At 47.8% G+C, this 22,760-nt stretch carries 18 protein-coding genes; 8 read left to right on the top strand and 10 right to left on the bottom strand.

Annotated features, from left to right (window positions below):
* Nucleotides 1-239 precede the first annotated feature (239 nt).
* From GT360_RS03480 to csdA, 4 genes are all read left to right on the top strand, one after another.
* Nucleotides 240-1,019, top strand: coding sequence for a nucleoside-specific channel-forming Tsx family protein (locus tag GT360_RS03480; protein WP_164647528.1), 780 nt, complete (start codon nucleotides 240-242; stop codon nucleotides 1,017-1,019).
* A gap of 111 nt (nucleotides 1,020-1,130) precedes the next feature.
* Nucleotides 1,131-2,021 carry a 2-dehydropantoate 2-reductase gene (panE, locus tag GT360_RS03475; protein ID WP_164649559.1) on the top strand — a complete coding sequence of 297 codons (891 nt, stop codon included), beginning with the start codon at nucleotides 1,131-1,133 and terminating at the stop codon, nucleotides 2,019-2,021.
* 16 nt (nucleotides 2,022-2,037) lie between these two features.
* Nucleotides 2,038-2,643 carry a DJ-1 family glyoxalase III gene (locus GT360_RS03470; RefSeq protein WP_164647527.1) on the top strand — a complete coding sequence of 202 codons (606 nt, stop codon included), beginning with the start codon at nucleotides 2,038-2,040 and terminating at the stop codon, nucleotides 2,641-2,643.
* Nucleotides 2,636-3,844: a cysteine desulfurase CsdA gene (gene csdA, locus GT360_RS03465; RefSeq protein ID WP_164647526.1), complete on the top strand. Its 1,209-nt coding sequence runs from the start codon at nucleotides 2,636-2,638 to the stop codon at nucleotides 3,842-3,844. The genes GT360_RS03470 and csdA overlap by 8 nt, the downstream gene beginning before the upstream one ends.
* Before the next feature lie 99 nt (nucleotides 3,845-3,943).
* Here the strand turns inward: csdA and csdE are convergent, their stop codons facing one another.
* From csdE to GT360_RS03445, 4 genes are all read right to left on the bottom strand, one after another.
* Complete coding sequence (gene csdE / locus GT360_RS03460; protein WP_164647525.1) at nucleotides 3,944-4,375, bottom strand: cysteine desulfurase sulfur acceptor subunit CsdE; 432 nt, start codon at nucleotides 4,373-4,375, stop codon at nucleotides 3,944-3,946.
* Between the two features lie 10 nt (nucleotides 4,376-4,385).
* Nucleotides 4,386-5,195, bottom strand: coding sequence for a tRNA cyclic N6-threonylcarbamoyladenosine(37) synthase TcdA (tcdA, locus tag GT360_RS03455; protein ID WP_164647524.1), 810 nt, complete (start codon nucleotides 5,193-5,195; stop codon nucleotides 4,386-4,388).
* Between the two features lie 84 nt (nucleotides 5,196-5,279).
* Nucleotides 5,280-6,386 (bottom strand): murein transglycosylase A, encoded by a 1,107-nt coding sequence (gene mltA / locus GT360_RS03450; RefSeq protein WP_239502576.1) that lies wholly within the window; start codon nucleotides 6,384-6,386, stop codon nucleotides 5,280-5,282.
* A gap of 10 nt (nucleotides 6,387-6,396) precedes the next feature.
* A complete protein-coding gene (locus tag GT360_RS03445) occupies nucleotides 6,397-6,801 on the bottom strand; it encodes a DUF2850 domain-containing protein (protein WP_164647522.1) in 405 nt (134 codons plus the stop codon).
* A 170-nt stretch (nucleotides 6,802-6,971) separates the two neighbouring features.
* On the opposite strand from GT360_RS03445, the gene argA reads away from it, so the two are divergent.
* Both argA and GT360_RS03435 read left to right on the top strand, forming a co-directional pair.
* Complete coding sequence (argA, locus tag GT360_RS03440) at nucleotides 6,972-8,300, top strand: amino-acid N-acetyltransferase (RefSeq protein WP_164647521.1); 1,329 nt, start codon at nucleotides 6,972-6,974, stop codon at nucleotides 8,298-8,300.
* A 200-nt stretch (nucleotides 8,301-8,500) separates the two neighbouring features.
* Nucleotides 8,501-8,680, top strand: coding sequence for a hypothetical protein (locus GT360_RS03435; RefSeq protein ID WP_164647520.1), 180 nt, complete (start codon nucleotides 8,501-8,503; stop codon nucleotides 8,678-8,680).
* A 56-nt stretch (nucleotides 8,681-8,736) separates the two neighbouring features.
* Here GT360_RS03435 and recD read toward each other — a convergent pair whose 3' ends face one another.
* The 3 genes from recD to recC form a co-directional block, all read right to left on the bottom strand.
* Nucleotides 8,737-10,827: an exodeoxyribonuclease V subunit alpha gene (gene recD, locus GT360_RS03430; RefSeq protein WP_164647519.1), complete on the bottom strand. Its 2,091-nt coding sequence runs from the start codon at nucleotides 10,825-10,827 to the stop codon at nucleotides 8,737-8,739.
* Nucleotides 10,827-14,426 (bottom strand): exodeoxyribonuclease V subunit beta, encoded by a 3,600-nt coding sequence (gene recB / locus GT360_RS03425; protein ID WP_164647518.1) that lies wholly within the window; start codon nucleotides 14,424-14,426, stop codon nucleotides 10,827-10,829. Before recB ends, recD begins: the two co-directional genes overlap by 1 nt.
* A 260-nt stretch (nucleotides 14,427-14,686) precedes the next feature.
* Nucleotides 14,687-18,154: an exodeoxyribonuclease V subunit gamma gene (recC, locus tag GT360_RS03420; protein ID WP_164647517.1), complete on the bottom strand. Its 3,468-nt coding sequence runs from the start codon at nucleotides 18,152-18,154 to the stop codon at nucleotides 14,687-14,689.
* A gap of 250 nt (nucleotides 18,155-18,404) precedes the next feature.
* Between recC and GT360_RS03415 the strand changes: the two genes are divergently transcribed.
* Both GT360_RS03415 and GT360_RS03410 read left to right on the top strand, forming a co-directional pair.
* The gene (locus tag GT360_RS03415; RefSeq protein WP_164647516.1) at nucleotides 18,405-18,701 is read left to right on the top strand and encodes a YebG family protein; all 297 of its coding nucleotides are present in this window, start codon (nucleotides 18,405-18,407) and stop codon (nucleotides 18,699-18,701) included.
* 94 nt (nucleotides 18,702-18,795) lie between these two features.
* Complete coding sequence (locus GT360_RS03410; protein ID WP_164647515.1) at nucleotides 18,796-19,542, top strand: copper homeostasis protein CutC; 747 nt, start codon at nucleotides 18,796-18,798, stop codon at nucleotides 19,540-19,542.
* Here GT360_RS03410 and phoU read toward each other — a convergent pair.
* The 3 genes from phoU to pstA are packed head-to-tail and all read right to left on the bottom strand — an operon-like array spanning nucleotide 19,539 to nucleotide 22,759.
* Nucleotides 19,539-20,243: a phosphate signaling complex protein PhoU gene (gene phoU, locus GT360_RS03405; protein WP_164647514.1), complete on the bottom strand. Its 705-nt coding sequence runs from the start codon at nucleotides 20,241-20,243 to the stop codon at nucleotides 19,539-19,541. The two genes, GT360_RS03410 and phoU, sit on opposite strands and share 4 nt — an antisense overlap.
* Nucleotides 20,244-20,262: 19 nt before the next feature.
* Nucleotides 20,263-21,081 carry a phosphate ABC transporter ATP-binding protein PstB gene (gene pstB / locus GT360_RS03400; RefSeq protein ID WP_164647513.1) on the bottom strand — a complete coding sequence of 273 codons (819 nt, stop codon included), beginning with the start codon at nucleotides 21,079-21,081 and terminating at the stop codon, nucleotides 20,263-20,265.
* 22 nt (nucleotides 21,082-21,103) lie between these two features.
* Nucleotides 21,104-22,759 carry a phosphate ABC transporter permease PstA gene (gene pstA, locus GT360_RS03395; RefSeq protein WP_164647512.1) on the bottom strand — a complete coding sequence of 552 codons (1,656 nt, stop codon included), beginning with the start codon at nucleotides 22,757-22,759 and terminating at the stop codon, nucleotides 21,104-21,106.
* Between the last annotated feature and the right edge of the window lies 1 nt (nucleotide 22,760).

Genomic DNA, 22,760 nt, shown 5'->3' with positions numbered 1-22,760 from the left:
CGTGATAGCCATCACATAAAAATGAGCAATTCGCGCAAACGAATAGGCAAACGTTTGTTTAACTTTTCCGAAAGTTCCGCGCAAACGTTTAAATTTGTGATCGCGATCACTATTTTTATTGAAATTTTCATCACTGATCACTTCAAATTGAGATTTATATCGTTATCATTCTCCGCACTTGGATATGTGACACGCATGGATACGCGTCAAACTAGCGAAATGGTATAGAGAGTTCCCTTATGAAAAAGACACTTTTAGCTCTTGGTGTACTAGCTGCATCTGCTTCTGCAACTGCTGCTGATTACTCAAACGGTATTCACGAAAATGATTACAAGTGGATGCAATTCAACCTAATGTACGCTTTTGATGAGCTACCAGGCGAATCAAGCCACGACTACCTAGAAATGGAATTTGGCGGTCGTTCGGGAATTTTCGACCTTTACGGTTACGTTGATGTATTCAACCTAACAGGTGACTCTTCTAGCGATAAAGCTGGCGAAGACAAAATGTTCATGAAGTTTGCGCCACGCATGTCTCTGGACGCTGCAACAGGTTACGACCTTTCTTTTGGCCCTGTTCAAGAGCTTTACATCGCTTCAGAAATGAACTTCTTCGGTGGCAACTGGTCTGACGGTCTTCAAAAATGGGGTCTAGGCTCTGACGTAATGGTTCCTTGGTTAGGCAAAATCGGTCTTAACCTATACGGCGTTTACGATATGGACGTTAAAGATTGGAACGGTTTCCAGATTTCTACAAACTGGTTCAAACCATTCTACTTCCTAGACAACGGTACGTTCATCTCTTACCAAGGTTACATTGATTACCAATTTGGCATGAAAGATGAGTACGCTTCAGCGTCTCACGGCGGTGCTATGTACAACGGTATCTACTGGCACTCAGATCGTTACTCTCTAGGTTACGGTTTGAAAGCATACAACGATGTGTACGGTATCAAAGATTCTAGCGACTTCAAATCTTCCGGCGTAGCTCACTACATCGCTGCAACTTACAAGTTCTAATCCAACTTGAAGTTATAGATTGCAAAAATGGCGCTCATCGAGCGCCATTTTTATTGCATTCCATCCCCGCTTAATTATCCTTACCAGCAAATCCTTTACCTCTCTCTTGCTGTGAATATTACTATTGTCGGCCCCGGTGCCATCGGCTGTTTATGGGCACATCATCTTTCAACGCATGGGCACAGAGTTTCCCTATGGGGACGTGAAAACCTGTCGCATAAAACGATTCAATTAGATGCTCAAGCGCCACTGCGACTGCCATATAATCAACTACCCGCGCTACAAGAAGCCGACCTTCTGTTAGTCACCGTCAAGGCCTGGCAAGTTGAAGATGCACTCACGCCACTGCTCGATAATATCGACCACGACTGTATTGTCATGTTGATGCACAACGGTATGGGGACAGCCGATTGGCTACAAGACGTATTGCCGAATAACCCACTTGTTCTTGCTACCACGACTCACGGAGCACTGCGTATCTCTTCCAGCCATTTCGAACACACTGGCACAGGCTTCACCCATTTTGGGGGAATAAATACTGCAGGCAAGCAATGTGCTTTCTTACAAGACGTCTTTAATCACGCACTCCCCGAGGCTCTATGGTGCGACAACATCGAACAAGCCCTTTGGAACAAGCTCGCAATTAACTGTGCTATCAACCCGTTAACGGCAAAATACTCAGTACGTAATGGAGAGCTAGCGCAAAAAGAGTACCATCCACAGCTCGTGTGCGTGGTAGAGGAAGTGCATCAAGTGATGGAGGCAGAGGGGATCGCGATTGAGCTCAACACGCTGCAAAGCAAGGTCGATGATGTTGTTCGCCTAACCGCCAACAACTTATCGTCTATGCAGCAAGACATCTCACACCAGAGACGCAGTGAAATTGACTATATCACTGGGTATTTACTCGCTCGTGCCCGAGCACATCAGCTAGAGTTACCGTATAATCAGGCGCTATATAAAGATATTCAGCGTCTAGAAAAGACCTTTGAACAAAATTAGAGCAAGAGAGTAACCCATGAGCAAAAAAGTTCTCGTCCCTATCGCCCCTGGTACCGAAGAGATGGAAGCCATTACCATCATCGATATGATGATCCGCGCTGGATATGATGTGGTCACAGCAACCGCTGATTTTGATGGTGCACTGACGATGAGAGGCTCAAGAGGCATTACCCTCACCGCTGAATGTTCCCTGGTCGATATTGCGGATGATGAATTCGATGCCGTCATTCTTCCAGGCGGCGTTGGCGGCTCAGAAGTTTTTCGTGACAGCACCGTATTAGTAGAAATCGTGCGTCAGCAGATGTATGAGGGCAAGCTTGTTGCAGCGATTTGTGCTGCACCAGCGCTCGTTCTACAACACCACAATTTATACCCAGAAGCGTTGATGACCTGTCATCCAAGCTTCCAGTCACACATCCCGGAAAAAAACTGGCGAGTAAAGCGTGTGACTTATGATGTAAACCACAATGTGATGACCAGCCAAGGCCCAGGTACTGCGCTGGAATTCGCAATGGAGATCATCATCCACCTATCGGGTAAAGCACACGCTTGGACAGTCGCAGAGCCAATGGTGCCAGTGCCTAACTTGCACTATCACAAACTGGGTGAAGCGGATGCTTGATATCACTACCATTCGTGAGCAGTTTCCGGCCTTACAACAGACGGTAAATCAGCAACCGCTGATTTATCTCGACAGCGCAGCAACCACACAAAAGCCGCAGTGTGTGATTGATGTGATCAGTCACTACTACTCACAGCAAAATGCCAATGTGCATCGTGGCAGCCACAGTTTAACTGCGCATGCCACCAGCCAATTTGAGGCAGCCCGCGAGACCGTTGCCAAATTTATTGGTGCTCAAAGCAAGGAGATCATCTGGACTCGCGGAGCCACCGAAGCCCTCAACCTTATCGCCCAAACTTATGCTCGAAGCACTCTGCAGCCTGGCGATGAGATTCTTGTCGGTGAAATGGAGCACCACGCAAACATTGTGCCTTGGCAAATTGTTGCACAGCAAACCGGAGCTTCTTTAGTCAAAGTACCGATAACGGAAGGTTGCCAGCTCGATATGGCAGCATTTGATAGCAAGATAACCCACAACACTAAGTTGGTTGCCATCGCGCAGATCACCAATGTGACGGGGACACGACAGCCTATCGAAGAGATGATTGAAAAAGCCCACGCAGTTGGAGCAAAGGTGGTGATTGATGGCGCGCAAGGTATTGTGCATGAGCCACTCGACATGACGTCTCTCGATGCTGATTTTTATGTTTTCTCTGGTCATAAACTCTTTGCCCCTGCGGGCATCGGTGTCCTGTATGGCAAACTAGAACTACTCGAAGCGATGCCGCCATGGCACGGTGGTGGCAAAATGGTAGAGCGCGTCTCGTTCGAGCGTACAACCTTCTCTCAACTACCTGGGAAATTTGAAGCTGGCACCCCTAACGTTGCGGGAGCCCTAGCACTTGCTAAAGCCATAAGTTGGTACCAAGGCTTAAACCTTGAATTAGTCGAACAGCACATTCATCAATTGCAGAAGCTGACCTTCGAGGCCCTGCAGCAGATCGATGATATCCGTGTCATTGGCTACCAAGAAAACGCATCGGTAATTACGTTTGTGATGGATGGTGTCCACCACCAAGATATCGCGACGCTGCTTGATCAACAGGGCATTGCAGTACGAGCAGGACACCATTGTGCCCATCCGCTAATGGATGCACTTAACGTCAAGGGTACGGTGAGAATTTCGTTTGCGGTCTATAACACAGTAGAGGATGTGCGGCGCTTGATTGCTGCTATTGAGAAAGCGGTAGATATGCTTTAGCGAAAACAGGTGAAAGGTGAAAGGTGAAAGGTGAAAGGTGAAAGGTGAAAGGTGAAAGGTGAAAGAATCTCCCCCTTCCACCTTGATATCTCGTACTTTTTACTCTTTTGTTGCTTGCTTAATTTCTTCAACAATCGCCTTCAAACCATTCCCACGTGATGGGCTCAGGTGAGCGATTAGACCTAACTGGTCGAAGTAAGCATCAATATCAAAGCTCTGAATCTCTTGCGAAGTTTTACCATCGTAAGCCGCCAACACCAATGCGATTAAGCCTCTTACAATGCGTGCGTCTGAGTCAGCACAAAAGCGCCACTGTTCGCCTTGTTGTTGGCTCACTAGCCAAACTTGGCTTTCACAACCAGCAACGGTGACTTGCTCTGACTTTAACTCTTCAGGCATGGTTGGGAGCTTCTTACCCCACTGTATCACCTGACGGTAGCGATCTTCCCAGCCTTTAAACTGCTGCATAGTTTCGACAATCGTCTTTGCCGTGATGTCAGGGCCAAATGGGCTTGTAGGAAAATCAACCATGTCCAATACCTTACTTGCTGTGCTTTTGAATCAGTTTTTCGACAATACGTGCAACAGCCACAAAGCCAAAACTTGCTGTGACGACCGTTGCTGCGCCAAACCCGCTTGCACAATCCATACGTTTTGGACCTTCCGCTGTCGACTTCACGCCACATACGCTGCCATCAGGTTGTGGATATTTTAGCTGCTCAGTGGAAAATACGCACTCGATACCAAACTTACGCTGTGGGTTAGTTGGGAAGTTATGGTGACGACGCAGTGTATCTTTGATTTTCTTTGCTAGCGGGTCTTGGATGGTCTTTGTAAGATCAGCGACCTTAATCTGCGTAGGGTCCACCTGACCACCAGCGCCACCTGTAGTGATCACTTTGATTTTGTTACTTCGACAATAAGCGAGTAGTGCGGCTTTTGCCTTTACGCTATCGATCGCATCCAACACATAATCGTACTCTTTGGTTAAATACTCATGCTGGTTGTCAGGCGTAATGAAATCGTCAATCAGATTGACTTTACACTCTGGGTTGATCAATTTGATGCGCTCTGCCATGACTTCGATTTTACTCTGACCAACCGTCCCCGACATCGCATGGATCTGACGGTTAATGTTCGTCACACACACGTCGTCCATATCAATCAGTGTAATTTCACCGATACCGGTACGTGCTAGTGCCTCTGCAGCCCAAGAGCCAACGCCACCAATACCAATCACACACACATGTGCAGCACGTAAGATCTCTACCTCACTATTACCGTACAAGCGGCGGGTTCCGCCAAAGCGTTGATTGTAGTTGTCAGAAGCTGGTGCATCGAGAGAGCGCATATCGGTTCCTATCACAAGCAGAAAAAGAAAAGAGTGCGATTTATACGCACTCTTTTAGCAAATGTCTAGACCCTAGCATTCTCACTAAGGTTTTTCAGGTGGCAATGCCCAAGGTGATTGGCTTGGTGAGTTTTCTAACCCTAGCTTCCACACGCGGCCAAAGTGCTTGTAGTGCCCAGCTTCTGTGCCTGCGCGCGCACCCATACCATGATAGAGGTCGAGGTGGTTTTGCTTCACCGCTCCACCCGTATCTAACACGATGAGCAGTCTCAACTGATGCGCGCCACTCCATGAGCCATCTGGCTTCAACAAAGGCACTTCTGCCAAAATTGGTGTGCCCATAGGAAGAATGGTTCTATCCCCTGCCACTGACGCCATCGGCATGAGAGGGATGCCAGCAGTCCCCGTTACGGGGGCAGAGTCTCTTGGCGTAAAGAAAACAAAGGAAGGGTTCTGTTCAAGTAGCTCTTGCACGACATCAGGCTCATTCGCTAACACCCAATCTTTGATCGCTTTGAGAGACATATCCTCACGCGCCACTTCACCGCGTTCAATCAGAACACGACCAATACTCACATAAGCACGGTTGTTTTTACCGCCGTAAGCAAAGTACTCCAGTGTGTCGTCATCTTGAAAATGAACAAATCCACTACCCTGCACTTCCATGATAAAAGGATCGATTTGGTTATTGGCATAACCAAGCTCCAAACCTTGCCCCTCTAATGCACCAGCATAAATCTCGGCGCGCGTCGGACAATCATTATCACAGTCTGGCTTGCTATAAACAGGGTATCGAAACTCATCATTCGTTTCATGGCGAAGTTCCATCACCGGAGAAAAGTAGCCAGTAAAAAGTACATTTCCTTGAGAATCTCCACCGCCCAATTGCGCAGCTTGAACACCATAGCTGGCAAGCTCAGTAGGATCACCAGACTGCAAGACCCAATCATTAAGCTGCTGATAAAGCCCCTCAAAATTATTCGCCATTGACGGTGAGTTCACCACGACCTGCTCTGCTTGAGCAGCAAACTTAGTATAGTCACGCGGGCTATCTGATTGAATTTGGTCAACGCGATTGAGTATTGTGCCAAACTCGCTATCAACGTATTGCTGGGCTCTGTCAGTATCTGGGCTCTGCGCACAGCCAGCTAGCGCCAGAAATGATGCAGCAAAAACGAGAGATTTGTTCAATGTTATTTCCTTATCTGAGTTCGTTTGAGTAACGCTCAATGTTTCTGTAAGTGGGGGTATAAAGCGCATCTGAATCCAGGATCATCTCAGTATCTTCCATATTGAGCATGCGATAGCGCACTGTCCGGTCTCCCTCTTTAAACTCAAGGTGGCGACCAGTGAATACAAAGTCTGTTGCCACAACCCGACCTCGACGCATTACACCAACTTCACTCAATGTAAAACGGTCTTGCACATGATTCGCCACTTCCATTTCGACCCAGGTTCCAAATACCTTTTCTTTTGGGTATTTTGACTCTTGCATTCGACCATATAGGTCAAGGTACAAAGCCCCTGCAATCAGCGAAGTGACAACCGCAAACGCAATCAATATCCGTTCGATCGCCTTGCGTTTAGATGCCTTTTCATTACTCATCTTTGTACCACTCTTTCCTCATAAGACCGTCAATTATACGCAAAAGATTTGACACAAATAGGTCATACCATCTCTAAATCTATGACATAGCACCATAAACAAGAAAACACTTGCGAAATCCAGAATATATACGCAAAATAAAAACATAAATATTCACAAGGAGCGTGGTAGTGAAAATTCGTAATACTGCCCTAGTTAAAGGCTTCCGCCAGTCAACGCCGTATGTTAACGCTCACCGTGGTAAAACCATGGTGTTCATGATTGGTGGTGAAGCTGTTGCTGACAAAAATTTTACCAATATTATCAGCGATCTTGCTCTACTCCATAGCCTAGGAGTACGCATTGTTCTTGTGCATGGCTGTCGCCCACAGATAAATACGATTTTACAGGGCTTTGAGATGGAAACGCCTTATCACAAAGGGGTTCGAGTCACTGACGAGCAAGCGCTAGGTTTAGTAATGCAAGCGTCAGGGCAGTTGCAACTTGCCATTACTGCACAACTCTCACTGAGCCTCAACAACACTCCGATGGCAGGCACCCAGCTCAACGTTGTGAGTGGTAATTTTGTGATTGCTCAGCCATTAGGTGTCGATGAAGGTGTAGACTACTGCCATAGTGGAAAGGTGCGACGGATCGATATTGAGGGCATCAACCGAATGCTAGACCAAGGTTCTATCGTCCTTCTCGGCCCTGTCGCAAGTTCAGTCACTGGTGAGAGCTTTAACCTACTTTCTGAAGAGGTGGCCACTCAAGTCGCAACACGTCTGAAAGCGGATAAATTAATCGGACTCTGCTCTGAGCAAGGTATCATCGATGAAAACGGCAATGCGATTGCAGAGCTATTTCCCACCCAAGCTGAACACTACCTCACTCAATACCTTGCTGAAGACCCACACCGTTCGACAGGTTCGACACGATTCTTAAAAGCGGCGATCACCGCTTGCCGTGCTGGCGTACCTCGTTCACATCTAGTGAGTTATAAGGAAGATGGTGCACTGATCCAAGAGCTGTTCTCTTTTGATGGTATTGGGACGCAAGTGGTGATGGAGAGCGCGGAGCAAGTAAGGCATGCACAGATAGATGATATCGGTGGCATTATGGACCTCATTCAACCACTGGAAGAGCAAGGCGTTTTGGTCCGGCGCTCTAGAGAGCAACTCGAACGCGAGATCCATCAGTTCACCATCGTTGAAAAAGACGGTTTAGTGATCGGCTGCGCGGCGCTGTATCCATACCACAATGATCACATGGCTGAGATGGCGTGTATGGCGATACACCCAGAATATCGTGATGGTAACCGCGGGCTGCTGCTACTAAATCACATGCGTAATGAGGCGCGACAAGCAAGTATTGAGCAGATTTTTGTCCTCACTACCCATAGTCTTCACTGGTTTAGGGAGCAAGGTTTTGTCGAGATGAGTGTCAATCAGTTGCCGATAGAGAAGCAAAATCTGTATAACTACCAAAGGCGCTCGAAGGTTCTGTCACTCAATTTATGAAAGAGAAAGCCTAACCAAAGGCGCTTTCTCATTCATGACACTTACACCGACGAATAAATTGAAAAAGAAGCTTTATTTTACGTTACAAACTGACTACTGTTTGAACCAAATCACATTGAAGTGAATGAAGGTTCATATCGACAGTCTATCACTGTCACTCTGCAAGGATTGCTTTTAAGTACACCAACTAAGAGCAATTTATGAAAACGATCATTTGTAACTCACTACAAAGCTTCTGGGATATGGCAGATAACCGTCTGCTTCAAGGCAAAGAGGTACATTGTGTCTTTCCTGTCTCTGAAGGACTAAAAGCATTTATCATGAATTATCAGGTGAAGTACCAGATTAGTAACATCACCTTCACTGAAGCATTCGATTAACGACACTTCGCTTGTCGCTAAAAGGGCTAAACAGTCATACTGTTTAGCCCTTTGTTCTATTTAAGCCGCGCGATTAAACCACTATGTCGCTCTGTGCGAGTTTGTATCCCTCGATTCATCACCGCCTCATCGGCATACAATGCCAATCGAGATTTTGCGCGAGTGACACCCGTGTAGATAAGCTCACGAGTCAGTATCGGACTAAAGTCAGGTGGCAGAATCATTAGGGTAAAGGCAAATTCACTACCCTGAGACTTGTGAATTGTCATCGCAAAGGCGGTTTCATGCTCTGGAACACGACTTGGAAGAATCGCTTTTACTGAGCCATCTGGCAGCTCAAAAAAGACTTTTAGCCGAGTTCGGTCTTCTTCGAACACAGGCAAACAGATACCGATATCACCGTTAAACAAACCACTACTCGCATCATTGCGCGTTACCATCACTGGGCGACCTGCATACCATAGCTCTTCGCGTTTAGTAATAAGACCTCGGTGATTCAAACTGCGCTCAATGCGCTCGTTAAGCCCTTGAACACCAAAGTCTCCCTCACGCACCGCGCAAAGCAATCGACATTGACCAAACTGACGCAAAACCGCTTTCGCCTTTTGCGCTAAATCCTCACTCATCCCCTCACGCTCTATCATATTTAAGTAGTGAGCATACTCTTGTGTAAGCGTCGTCAGTAGCTGGGTATAGTTATCCGCGCTGAGGGGAAAGTGCTGAATATCCGAGAAGTCACTATTCCAGACTTGGGTAACTCGCGCTTTATTACCTGAGTTAATCGCTTTTGCCAACTGACCGATACCTGAGCGCGCGTCGAAACGATAGCTTTTTTGCAGCATGCACAAACAATCGGCAAGGCTAACCGCGCCACTCGCTTGTGTCTTCAATGAGTCAAAACTCGTGAGCTCTGCCAGAGTTTCACCTTGGGCTTCACTGTAGCCTTGCGCGTGATAAGAGAAGATGTCACCAAGCACGGCACCCGCCTCAACCGAAGATAACTGGTCTTTATCACCAAGCAGAATCAAGCGGGCATGATCAGGCAGCGCCTCGGCCAATCGATACATCATCGGTAAATCCACCATCGATGCCTCATCCACCACTAGCACATCTAGGTGTAGTGGATTGTGTTTGTTATGACGAAACTCAACACTATTAGGGATGGCGCCAAGCAGTCGGTGAATGGTGCTGGCGTCGGTCGGAATCTTGTCTTTGAGGCTTGGGTCAATAGGCAACTCTTGTACCGCATTACCAATCGATTCGGTGAGACGCGCTGCTGCTTTACCGGTTGGGGCGACCAATTTTATCGTTGGAGACTCTCCGCGCTGTTGTGCTTGTTGCAGCAATACCGTGAGCAATTTAGTGACGGTGGTGGTTTTACCCGTTCCCGGGCCGCCCGAAATCACAGTAAAGCGGCGAGTCAATGCGGCAGATGCCGCGACTTTTTGCCAGCTCACGCAATGCTTGAGAGGCACTAACTGGTCGAGTACAAGCAAGTCATTGACACTGTTTGCACCAGACAAAGCCTCATCAATCGCACTCCAATCCAATCCCTCATCATCAACGATATCAAGGTGGTCGAATGCCAACATCTTACGATGATTGAGTGTATTTTGATTGTTGCCACGCGCCTTGTCTAAATCAGCGAGCAAATAGCTGTATTGGCGAGCAAACAGGTGATCCAACTCACTGCGCAAGCGCTCCTGCTCACTGCGATCTAAAGAGACCACGGTTGCAAGAGACTTCAAGCGATTAGCCAATTTCTGTTCATACTGCCAATAGCGCTGTAGATAGAGTAACCCTGCATCAAAAACCAAAGGTTGATTGCCAGAATCACTTTGCGAGACCAAACTACTGGCCTTAACCTGAGCTGGCCAATCAATTGCATCCATATCCACGACAAAGGCAGCCGCATTTTCACCAAACAGTCCCAATCGTTCAGACCATAATTGTCCATTGTTCTGAGCCTCGACGGCTAGGCAGATATGCCCTTTACCCACCTCTGCGCTGGTTATCGAGGCAAGCAGAGCGACCTCATCACTGGCACCATGACGACGAAGGACATTGGCTAACTGGATATCAAGCTGTCGAAGAAAGCCTTTAGACAACAGCCACTGTGCCCATTGCCAACTGGTTCGTTTTTCCATTATTTACTCTCCTCAAGTGAGCTTGACTCAAGGCTGTCATCAATCAAATCATTTAGGTCGTTAAGCATGGCTAAACTCGGTTTAGCGGAGAAGATACCGTTGTCGCTCTGTCCATCCACACCACGCAAGAAGACATAATAAACGCCACCAAAGTGGTGTTCATAATCGTAATTCGGGATACGGCTATTCAAGAAGCGATGCAGTGCGAGTGAATAGATTTGGTATTGCAAATCATAGCGGTGATCCGCCATTGAATGACTTAGTGCGGCGGAATGATAATCGTCAATCTGATCACCAAGATGGTTCGACTTCCAATCAAGCACGTAATATTTGCCTTGATACTCAAACACCAAATCAATAAAGCCCTTAAGCATGCCTTGCACGGTTTGGAAGCCAAGATCTCCGGTGCGAGCTGACAGCGAATCATGGTGTTTTATCACACGATTAAGCGCAGGCGCAGAGAGCAGCTTAATCGGTAGCATAAACTCCATCTCGACTAAACGTTGCGACGGCTTGCTGTCTTTCAAGCGCATCTGTTGACCATCCAATGGGGTGGCTAACACGGTGTCCACCATGTTTTGCAGCACCGGGAGCCACTGCTCATCTATCGAAGACTGCTTCATCAAGTCTAAGATAATCGCCGTGTTACGTGCCTCGGTGGCGAGCTGGGTATACTCTACCTCTTCAAACAGAGCATGCAAGAAAGTGCCTGGCTGTGCACCACGCGGAAAATTAAAGATAGAGAGTGCTTGTTCTTCATCGTCTTGCTGAGCTTCATCGGCAGAATCAACATCAAAGGTTCCCACATCCACCAGCACCTCTTTGTGGCCGTGTGAACCTTGCTTAACCAAGCCAGAGTAACTGGTCATACGCCAGTGGCGATCAATGTTCTGGGTAAGGGTTTGGGCAACAATGTCATCTTGTTCGACAGTCGGTGGGACGTACTTACTCGGTAAACACTCTGGTGGTGATAGCTCAGCGACACTCGCGAGCTTCGTCTGTTCACCAATGGCATTAGCAAGATCAGCCATCCCCCCCTGCTGACCATTTTGTAGCAAATACCCCATCGCACTTTTGTGCACACCGGTGGGCTCTTTGGTTGAACGGCCATTTCTCAAAGGCGCAGCACCAATATAACAGGCATAAACCGCACGCGTTAATGCGACATAAATTAGGCGTAAGTCTTCTGCAAGGCGCTCTTTATCAGCCAGCGCCAGTGCATCATCATTGGCTAATATATCCAACACGGTGCGATCTTGCTCAGCATCATAGTATTTCGCCTCACTTGCCTCACGTGCGGCGAACACAAATGGCAGAAAGACGAGGTCATACTCGAGGCCCTTCGATTTATGGATAGTGACGATTTGCACGAGATTCCGCTCTGACTCTAAACGCTGAATGGCATCATCTCCACCATTCACCCCCTGCTGTGCATCACTGATCGCTTGGCTCAACCAGCGCAACAGGGCTTGATGGCTATCTAGCTCTGCGCCAGCATTTTGCAGCAACTCGCTCAGGTGCATAAAATCGGTGAGTTGACGTTCACTCTCACTGTGTAGCCAGCGCTCAGCTAGATGGCGCTGACTCAGTACCGCTCGCAGCATCGGCAACACTCCACGGTTAAACCACTGCTGCTGATAGTCTTTGAACTCAATTAACACCGCTTCCCACTCATTCTCGTCTTCATTGAGCTGCTCAAGGTAAGCAATGGGCAGATCAAACAGACGTGATGAGAGTGCTGCTTTGACCTTACGCTCATCGTCTGGCGTCAGTACTGCGGTAAGAAGACGCAAAATATCCATAGCGACTGCGCTGCTAAATACGCTGTCGCGATTGGAAAGATAGACGCTAGCGATGCCTTGGTCCGCCAGCGCGCGTTGAATTCGCTGACCCTCTGCGCCTGTGCGCACCAACACTGCAACATCACCTGCTTGGATGGCATGACGTTTATCGCCACTGACCAACTCTGCATTGCCGTTATCGGATGCCGTGAGGATCTTTTGGATTTCACTGGCTGTGGCACTCGCCATGACATCGAGGTATTCACCTTTGGACAGCGGTTTATCATCTTCCGGTTGCTGTTGCCAATAGATCAGAGCCGGTTGCTGATCCCCTTCGAGTGTCCAATGGCGCTTATCAGCGTTGGGACTGTAATTAACAGGCAAAAATGGAATATCACGATCGTAAATAAACGGACTGTCCGGCAACTCAAAGATTTGGTTTACCGACAGCACCATGTCAGCACTCGATCGCCAGTTGGTTCCGAGTGTGTAGTGCGCGGATACCTGATTTCGCGCCTTGATGTAAGTGAAGATATCTGCGCCACGGAAACCATAAATCGCCTGTTTAGGGTCACCAATCATAAACAGACCGCAATCAGGGTGATCCAGATAGATACGGCCAAATATGCTGTATTGCAGCGGGTCGGTATCTTGGAATTCATCGATCATAGCAATCGGATAAAGGGTGCGAATACGTTCACCTAACAAGCCCTCTTCATCCATATCCATTGAGGCGGAGAGTTGGGTCAGTAGGTCATCAAACGAGAGCCACTGCTTTCGATGTTTAGCCTGTTGCAGCTTCTCTCGACACACTTCAATAGCATGAGCAAGAATCGGTGCTTTGAGACTGGTGGGCTGTGCCAAAAATTCATCAATCGCGGCAAACGTCCCATGCTCGGGTGGATTACCTTTCGGTGATTTCTCCACTAGCACCTGCTGGGAAAACTTCTCTAGCTGATCGGGGTAACTGTAATCCGTCGTTGGATTGGCTGCCCATGCATCAATAGCCGCTAGCCAGGTTGGCAGTGATTTCTTTGTATAGCTGCGCTTGTTAACGCCGGAGCCTTCAATCAACGCTTGGTAGTCTTGTTGAGCACTCTGCCACTGTTGTTTCAGAGCATCAATGCGCGCTAGGTTTTGCTGATGAAGCTTATCCAAACCGCCTGTCATTGGCTCTACGCTCAGCTTTAACGGTGCTCCACTCAAATAATGGCTAATGTCTCCAAGCAGGGCGCTTGGGTCAGACCAAAGCAGCCTGACTTGCTGCGCTAAAGGCAGGGGCAGTCCATAAAATTGGGTACGCCAATAGTCAGCCACCACTTGAGCCTTGAGCATGCCCTCATCGGTAACAAACTCATTATTAAAACGGCTGCCTGATTCAAAGGCATTTTGCGTCAACATGCGCTGGCAGAAACCATGAATGGTGTAGACCGCGGCCTCATCCATTTGACGCTCCGCTTGCAACAGCAGTGCTACCGCAGAGCTGTGATCTTCAACTTCATCGAGAAGTGGCTGAATCACCGGATCACCACTGACTCCACGACTGAATGCCAAGCGGGCGTCATGGATACGCGCTCGAATACGATCTCGTAACTCAGCCGTTGCCGCTTCAGTAAAAGTCACGACTAAGATTTGGTCAACCGTTAGCGGCTGCTGATGACGGGTCTGCTCATCACCGTGCCCTAGGATTAGACGCAAATACAAACCAGCGATAGTGAAGGTTTTACCTGTGCCTGCCGATGCCTCGATGAGTCTGGCACCATGCAGAGGAAAAGTCATCGCATTAAGTGGAGTCACGCCTTGCGCAGCATTAGTCATATAAAAATTCCTTGTAACCCGTGTTTATAGGAGATCAAACTGTGATCCCAGCTATAAAAACCGAATACATAAAACAAATTACTAAATCTTTGAATTTCCGTGGGATCTCTCTCACGGTATCTCCGATATCGAATGGCTACTATGCGCGCATTGGAATTCATCACTACGCACATTCCTACCGAAATTAGGTCCCTCTGACCTATGGCCGTCAGCTAATTACCCTATATAAAATAACGATATGCTGACGGCCGCCCTACTCTCTAACTGTCTGTATTCACGCTGACTTCATTACGAAAATCTTCGACGGTTTTAAGATTAAGACGTGGCGCTTGAATCACTAAGCGGCTAAGCGCTAATACCTGATTTGCAAGGTCTTCATCCCATGTCGGCCATACTCGGGCGATATACTCATTTTCCCCCTCACCCGACATCATGTAGCCACCTTCAAAAGCGCCTGCCATCTTCTTCAATGACTTCTCGTCATCTTCTACCCAATTACCGCGTGAGAAACCGGCTTCAACTGCCGAGAGCGCTGTCGTTGGAAAGTAAGGCAGTGGTGCATTAATACCCTCAGAAAATAGTCTAGCTAACTCATTGAGTAAGCGATGACTTTGGTCACGACTCATGGCGGGGATCACCCAATGAACGACGCCTTCTTTACGGTCATAACCAATGAGGTGTGTTGGCTTACTGTGCCCCATAGCACACAAACACAGATGGTCTATCCAAGCTGAGAGCATATCTTGTGAGCGAATACGCCCTACTCGATAACGTACCAGTCCCGATTGATAGTGCTGCTGTAACCATCCAACAAGATGAATAGGCTTTTGCTCCCCTAGCGCGGTCAACGTGACACGCACTTCAACATCTTCAAGTGGTGCTGAGCAATACTGCTGCAACTCTGTTTGCAGCGCCTCTATCTGCACTCGGTTGCTCTCAAACTCTAGTTCACCAAACGCTCCAACCGGCAACGAGCCTTGGGCTCGCTTGTTGGCGACAAAGTTGGTGACGGCTGAGTGTAACTGCGAGGGTTCACATTCGAGCAAAACAGACAGCAGTTCAGATTTCATTTGGAAGCTTTGCAAGCCATCAAGTGCAAACGGCTCATCATCGAGTAAGGGGTTATCCAACTCGTCAAACATCACCTTGAGGCGACGAGTAAAGAAATACTGTACGGGCAATCGCCAAAAGCGCTGCAGTTCAACCAGATCCAACTCATATGGAAAGGTTGCTTCAAACCAGTAGTTACTCACTGGCTGTCCCTGGCTGACAAGATTATCTTGCTCACGGTTGGCCACCGGCAGCCATTCACGCGCATAGCTTCCTAGCTCAAATGCATGGCGGCTGAATGGCACCATTGGATAGTGTTGCGTTAACGTCTCTAGCAACTGATTTCCTGAGCGATCGACGTCCAATGTTTGCTGCCCGTCTAGGCAATAGTTTTGCTGGCAGTACTCCATCAGCTCACTCACCAATACCGAAGGCACTCTCTCGGTATTGTCTTGAATTGAGCGGCCGATATAGCTGATATACAAACTATCTTGAGCCGACAGTAACGCTTCAAGGAATAGATAACGGTCATCATCACGGCGTGAACGATCACCCGGCTTAACTCGCCCATTCATCAAATCAAATCCTTCTGGAGCAACATTGCGCGGGTAAGCGCCATCGTTCATCCCCAGCAAGCACACGGTTTTAAATGGGATCGAGCGCATTGGCATCAGGGTGCAGAAGTTGACTTGTCCAGCTAGGAAGCGCTGAGAGACTCGGCTTCCAGACAGCTTGTTCTCTAGATACTGACGAACAATGATTGGCTCTAGAGACTCTTGGTAGCCAGCATCACTCAATTGTTGCGACAACTGACCGAGCGTGTTGCGAATCCCGTGCAGCGCCACCTCTTCTTCTAGCTCTGGTGCAAAGAAACCCTCAAGTAGCTCACCAAGACAGACTTGCCAATCCGCAACCGTCTGAACTTGCCCAAGTCGCGCACGATATTGACCGACACTCTCAATGTAATGCGCCAGTTTCCCCGCAAGCTCGGCAGACAGACCTTGCACTTCGTTATACGGAGCAATGGTGCCGTGGCTGGATTCAAACAGAGGCGCATCAACAGCCATTGCATAGCCGAGCAGCATACGCTCAATACCAAACTGCCACGTATTTTGCTCCCCCATTGGGAGGTCAAATTCGGTCGCGGTTTGTGGAGAAAGCCCCCAACGAATACCAGAAGCTTCGACCCACAGCTTAGCCTGCTGGAAGTCACTGTAATCAAGGCCAAACTTGCGCATGATCGCCGGCGTTTCTAGAAGCTCCAATAGCTCAGATGCAGTACAACGCGACTCAGGCAGTAATAATAGCGAGCTAAATGCATTGAGGATCGGGCTCTCTTTGTCTGCCGTGCGGTCAGAAATCGAAAACGGAATGTATCGGTCAGCACTGGCGTTACCAAACACCGCTTGAATTGCCGGGCTGTAAGCATTGATATCAGCCACCATAACAATGATGTCTCTTGGTTTTAAATCAGGCTGACGCTCAAACATCGCGAGCAATTGATCATGCAAAACTTCAACTTCACGCATCGCGCTATGGCATACATGCACTGTCACCGACTTATCATCGGCCTGGACAACCTGCTTATGCACACTCGAATCAAGAATGTTATCGTCTTGGTGCTCTTCAAGGTTGAGGATATCAGCCTGTAATTGATGTAGCAGCGTATCGCGCTCAATATCGACAAACGCCTCAATCTCGTTCGATTCCAATTGAGATAGAAGGTATAGATTGTCACGACCAAGTTTGCCCATCGAGGCTAGCAGACTGTTGCCTACCGCATCTACGTGCAACTCATCTAGGGTATTCTGTTCGATTGAGCCTTTGAGTATTGGGGTTTCACCGTCAATCGCACTCTGCTGCTGATTGAACACCAAGTGTTGGCGGTGCTTGGCGGCCAATTTCGCAATAAAGCGCTTGTCCCTGACCTCGCCCCAATAATATTGACAAGGGTTGGTGAACATCAGGTGTACATCAATGTGCTCACCAAGCGCCTTTAATGCATCTAGGTAGCGCGGAGGCAGTGAAGAGATACCGAAGATAAATAGTCGTTTCGGTAGCTTATCGAACTCTCCTTGATAGGATTGCAAGGTATCAATAAAGTGCTCGTACAGATTAGCACGATGATACGGAGATTGATCAAGCGATACCGTATAGTCATACAGCGCTTGCCACAGCATGGGCTGCCACTCATGTTCCCCTTCGATCTCGTCGACAGACTGCCCCGCTTCCCAACTTGCAATCCATTCAGGACGATACACCAAGTAACCATCAAAGATATCGGCAATTTTTTCGGCTAATTGATACTGTTTGATCTGCTGCTCATCATCACTCAAGTACTGCTTAAGTGGGGCAAACTCTGGGTGTTCAAGCTGCTTGGGTAGCAGTGTCATCAATTTCCAAACCATCGCCTCTTTATTGAAAAAGCTGCGCTCTGGCACATCCGGTAACACATGGCTAAACATGTTCCAGATAAAAGTCGCCGGCAAAGGAAATTCGAGATTGGCTGCAACACCGAACTCTTCCGCCAATGCCATTTTTAACCACTGTGACATACCTGGACTTTGAACAAGAATCTGTTCTGCTTCGAGAGGATTTTCCAGTGGATCGCGTTTTATTAACTCAACCAATAAGGTTTTGAGGACGTCAATTTGATTGGAGTGATAGACAGTAAACAAAGGCAACTCATCGGGCTGTATCTATGATGCCCACGAGATTAGCACAACTGATTTTCATCAGCATGATCTATCAGGCAAAACCCAAACAAAACCCCGGTAAGCATAACTTAACGACCATACTTTATTACCCGACATTCATTCGCTGAATCAATGAGCGCTTGATCCCATCTAGTCGCTGACAACTGGACTTTGCTGTTCAAAAACTGTATAAAAAGCCAGTTATTTTGAAGATTAGATTAGAGGATTAACCATGGCTGTAATCGTGAAGTACGTGGTGGAACGCAACGGAGAAGAAAAGATGACTTTTACCTCTAAAGCCGAAGCGGACGCTTATGACAAAATGCTGGATATGGCTGATGAGCTGTTCGAGCTATTGGGTAAGAGTGAACTAATGGAAGATGAAGGTAAACAAGAAGACCTTGCCATGTTCCTTGCTCAAAACAAAGAAGAAGTGCTGTATGCACTCGGTGCCAAACGTAAACCAGCACCAAAGAAGGCTAAGCCAGTTGAAGTGGTTGAAGAACCTAAAGAAGAAGACGCGGCGTAATTCGCATCACACTTTATTTGAGAAAATTATGAGAGCATAGAAGCAAATTCTATGCTCTTTTTTTGTTCGAATGTTTTGTTTAATTGAGTAAACCATGCAAATTGAAGTCTGTATCGATCATCTAGAATCTCTGCCACTTGCGATTGAAGGGGGTGCGAGTCGTATTGAACTATGCTCGTCCCTTGACTTAGGCGGTCTCACTCCGAGCTATGGCTTAATGTGCCGTGCGGCCAAGCTCAGTCGCGTTCCTGTGTATGCGATGATCCGCCCTCGCCAAGGGGATTTTCTCTATAACGAGTATGATGTTGAGCTGATGTGCCTTGATATTGAAGCTGCTGCGACTGCTGGCTTGCAAGGTATTGTGACGGGCATGCTCACCGTAGAAGGTCATCTCGATATGCCGGCAATGAGCAAGCTGGTGGATACCGCCAAAGCCAATGGTTTGGGGGTCACTTTCCATCGTGCGATCGATCAATGCGCTGATATTGAACAAGCTCTTGAGCAGATTATCCGTTTAGGATGTGAGCGAGTGCTTACCTCGGGTCAAGCTTGCTCGGCCCAGGAAGGCATCTCTACACTCAGAGCGCTTGTTGAGCAAGCTGATGGCAGAATTTCAATTATGGCAGGGGCAGGTGTGAATGCACAAAACGTGAATGACATTGTCACACAAACGCATGTGAACGAGGTTCACTTATCAGGTAAAACAACGCGCAACAGTCAGATGACATTTGTCTCTAACGCCGCGCAGATGGGCAATACTGAGGTTGATGACTTTATCGTTCCCATCACCAACCCTAAAGCAATTCAAGCCGTTGCTGACGCGCTCAACAAGCTTGGCTAAATATCGTTTAGTGCGCGACCCAAGTCATCATCTTCAAGGTGGCGCACATCCTTACCAATCACAAAGTAGACGATGTATTCACAGATGTTCTGACAGCGATCTCCGACACGTTCAATCGCATGAGCCGACTGCATAATCTGCAGCATGGATGGAATATTTTTCGGGTACTCCATCATTAGCTTGGTAAGCTGTTCAATTACCGCTTTGCATTCGGCATCGATTTTGTCATCCATCTTGTGCACTTGAGCCGCAGATTCCACATCCATACGAGCAAATGCATCAAGCGCTTGGTGCAGCATATCAATCGCAAGTCGACATAGTGTTTCCAAAGAAACATGGTATTTACGCTGTTTAGAGGATGGTGTCTCAATTGCCACGTAAGCAATTTTGGTTGCAACATCACCGATCCGCTCAAGGTCACTAATGGTCTTGATGATCGCCATAATCAGACGTAAGTCTTTCGCCGTCGGCTGACGCTTGGCGATGATGCGCGTACACGCTTCATCAATCGACATCTCCATCACATTGACTTTGTGATCGTCTTTCACCACTTTACGCGCTAAATCAATATCTTCTTTGTTTAACGCTTGAAGTGCAAAGGAGAGCTGCTGCTCAACCAAACCTCCCATGGTCAAAACATGCGTTCGGATAGATTCCAGCTCAACGTTAAATTGCCCAGAGATGTGGCGACCAAAATTCATGGATGTAAGGTGTCCTTAATTAGCCGTATCGGCCAGTAATATAGTCTTCTGTCTGCTTCTTCACGGGTGAAGTGAAGATAGAGTCGGTATCTGAATACTCTACCAAGTTCCCCATATGAATAAAGGCGGTATGATCACTCACTCGCGCCGCTTGCTGCATATTATGCGTCACAATCACCACGGTGTATTGACTTTTTAAGTCGGTGATCAGCTCTTCAATGGTTAAGGTTGAGATTGGGTCAAGCGCCGAGGTGGGCTCATCCAGCAATAGTACTTCCGGCTCAATGGCAATCGCTCGTGCTATCACCAGACGCTGCTGCTGACCACCAGACAGGCCAAAAGCATTGTCATCCAGTCGATGTTTTACTTCATCCCATAGCGCAGCCGCACGCAAAGAGCGCTCAACGGCATCATCGAGTAGGCGGCTATTGCGAATACCTTGCAGTCGCAAGCCATAAACCACATTTTCATAAATTGACTTAGGGAAAGGATTTGGACGCTGAAACACCATACCCACACGGCGACGTAGGGTGGGTACATCGACATCTGGATCATAGACGTTCTTAGCATGCAGACTAACCTTGCCTTGAATCGAACAGCCATCCACTAAATCATTCATTCGGTTAATACAGCGCAGTAGAGTCGATTTGCCACAACCTGACGGGCCGATGAATGCCGTCACCTGCCCTTTTGGGATGCGCATCGAGATACCATCAAGGGCTTTGACGTTTTTATAGTGCAAATTGAGATCTTCAATCGCGATCGCTGTCTGATCATCTCTAAGGTTGTGCACATCAAGAGGTGGCGCATAGCCAAGTGCTTGGCTTACTGAAAACATATTAGTCTCACTGCAAACATAATTAATCCTGCCCTAACGTGCGATACTTTTCACGTAGATTGTTACGGATACTGATCGCGGTTAAGTTAAGAGCAACAATAACTAACACTAACAAGAAAGCGGTAGCAAAAACCAGAGGTCTCGCCGCTTCAATATTGCTGGTTTGAAAACCTAAATCATAGATGTGAAAGCCCAAGTGCATGAACTTTCGATCTAAATGTAAAAATGGGAACTCACCATCGACGGGTAGACTTGAGGCGAGTTTTACCACCCCCACCAACATGAGTGGCGCAACCTCACCAGCCGCGCGAGCCACCGCAAGAATCAGCCCGGTGATCATCGCTGGAGTGGCCATTGGCAGCACGATCCGCATCAAGGTTTCTGATTGAGTTGCACCAAGAGCAAAAGAACCATCACGCACGGATTTTGGAATACGGGATAAGCCCTCTTCCGTGGCAACAATAACCACTGGCAGGGTTAAAATAGCGAGGGTCAATGAAGACCATAGCAAACCAGGGGTACCAAAAGTGGGGGCTGGTAGTCGCTCAGAATAAAACAGGCTATCAATACTTCCCCCTAGGGTATAAACAAAGAAGCCTAGACCAAATACACCATAAACGATCGAAGGGACACCCGCTAGGTTAATCACTGCGACGCGTGTCAGTCGGGTTAACCAGTTATTCTCCGCATACTCATGAAGATAAATAGCGGCAATCACCCCAAGTGGCGTCACTACGATAGCCATGATCAACACCAACAGCACAGTGCCAAAAATCGCAGGAAATACGCCCCCCTCAGAGTTAGACTCTCGAGGGTTCTCGGACAAAAACTTCCAAACCTCTCCAAACCAGTGGGTGATCTTCTCCCCAATTGTCATCTGGTTCGGAAACCAAATATCGTAAATTTGACTGAGTGGAATTTCCGTTCGCGAGCCAAGCATATCCTCGACAATCAGAGCCTCTCTGTCTAATAACTCCCGCAAGCCATCCAACTGCTGCTCTGCAACTCGCAACTGTACCATTAGAGTTTGATGACGCGCACGATAGGTTTCTAGATAAACCTCTGACAAGTTACCGTTGAGTTCGCGCTTGCGATGCTCAAGCTTGAGTTTGTCCATTGAGCGACTGATCAAGCGAATTTCTGTCTCTAGGATTCGATTAATCTCATCACGCAAGTTTTGGGCGTACACCAACCCTTTAGGTAACTCCTCTAAAGGTGAGTCTATGACCTTGCCATTAGCTTGACGATACCCAACAGGCAACCCAAAGAAGTCGCCGTTACGGCTACGCTCAATCACCGCCCAATCATCAGGAACACTGGTTTGTGCGACATCGGTTTCAAGAAAAGAGACAAAATCTGAGCTGTAGAGCTCTCGATTCGCTACCTTGATACTTAAGCGGCGAATGAGCGTGTTGTCTTGTATTTGATCAGGAACATCCGGCAGCATCTCTTGCAGGTAACTCACCGGTACTTTTTCATCGGCATAGAGTTGACCCACAATCTGCGTACCATCATGCGTTGTCCACATTGTCAGTTGAGCGGGCCAAAAATAAGAGAGCCCTTTCCAGCCGATCAAGAGCAACAAGCCAAGAACAGAGAGCATACTGACACTGACTGCACCGCCTGTCAGCCAGATCCAAGGCGCCCCCGATTTAAACCAGCGTATTCCGAGCTTCATT

The sequence above is a fragment of the Vibrio astriarenae genome, assembly GCF_010587385.1.
Taxonomy (GTDB): Bacteria; Pseudomonadota; Gammaproteobacteria; order Enterobacterales; family Vibrionaceae; genus Vibrio; species Vibrio astriarenae.
Note: the sequence above shows the minus strand (reverse complement) of the source record. Positions and strands in the feature narration are given on the sequence as shown.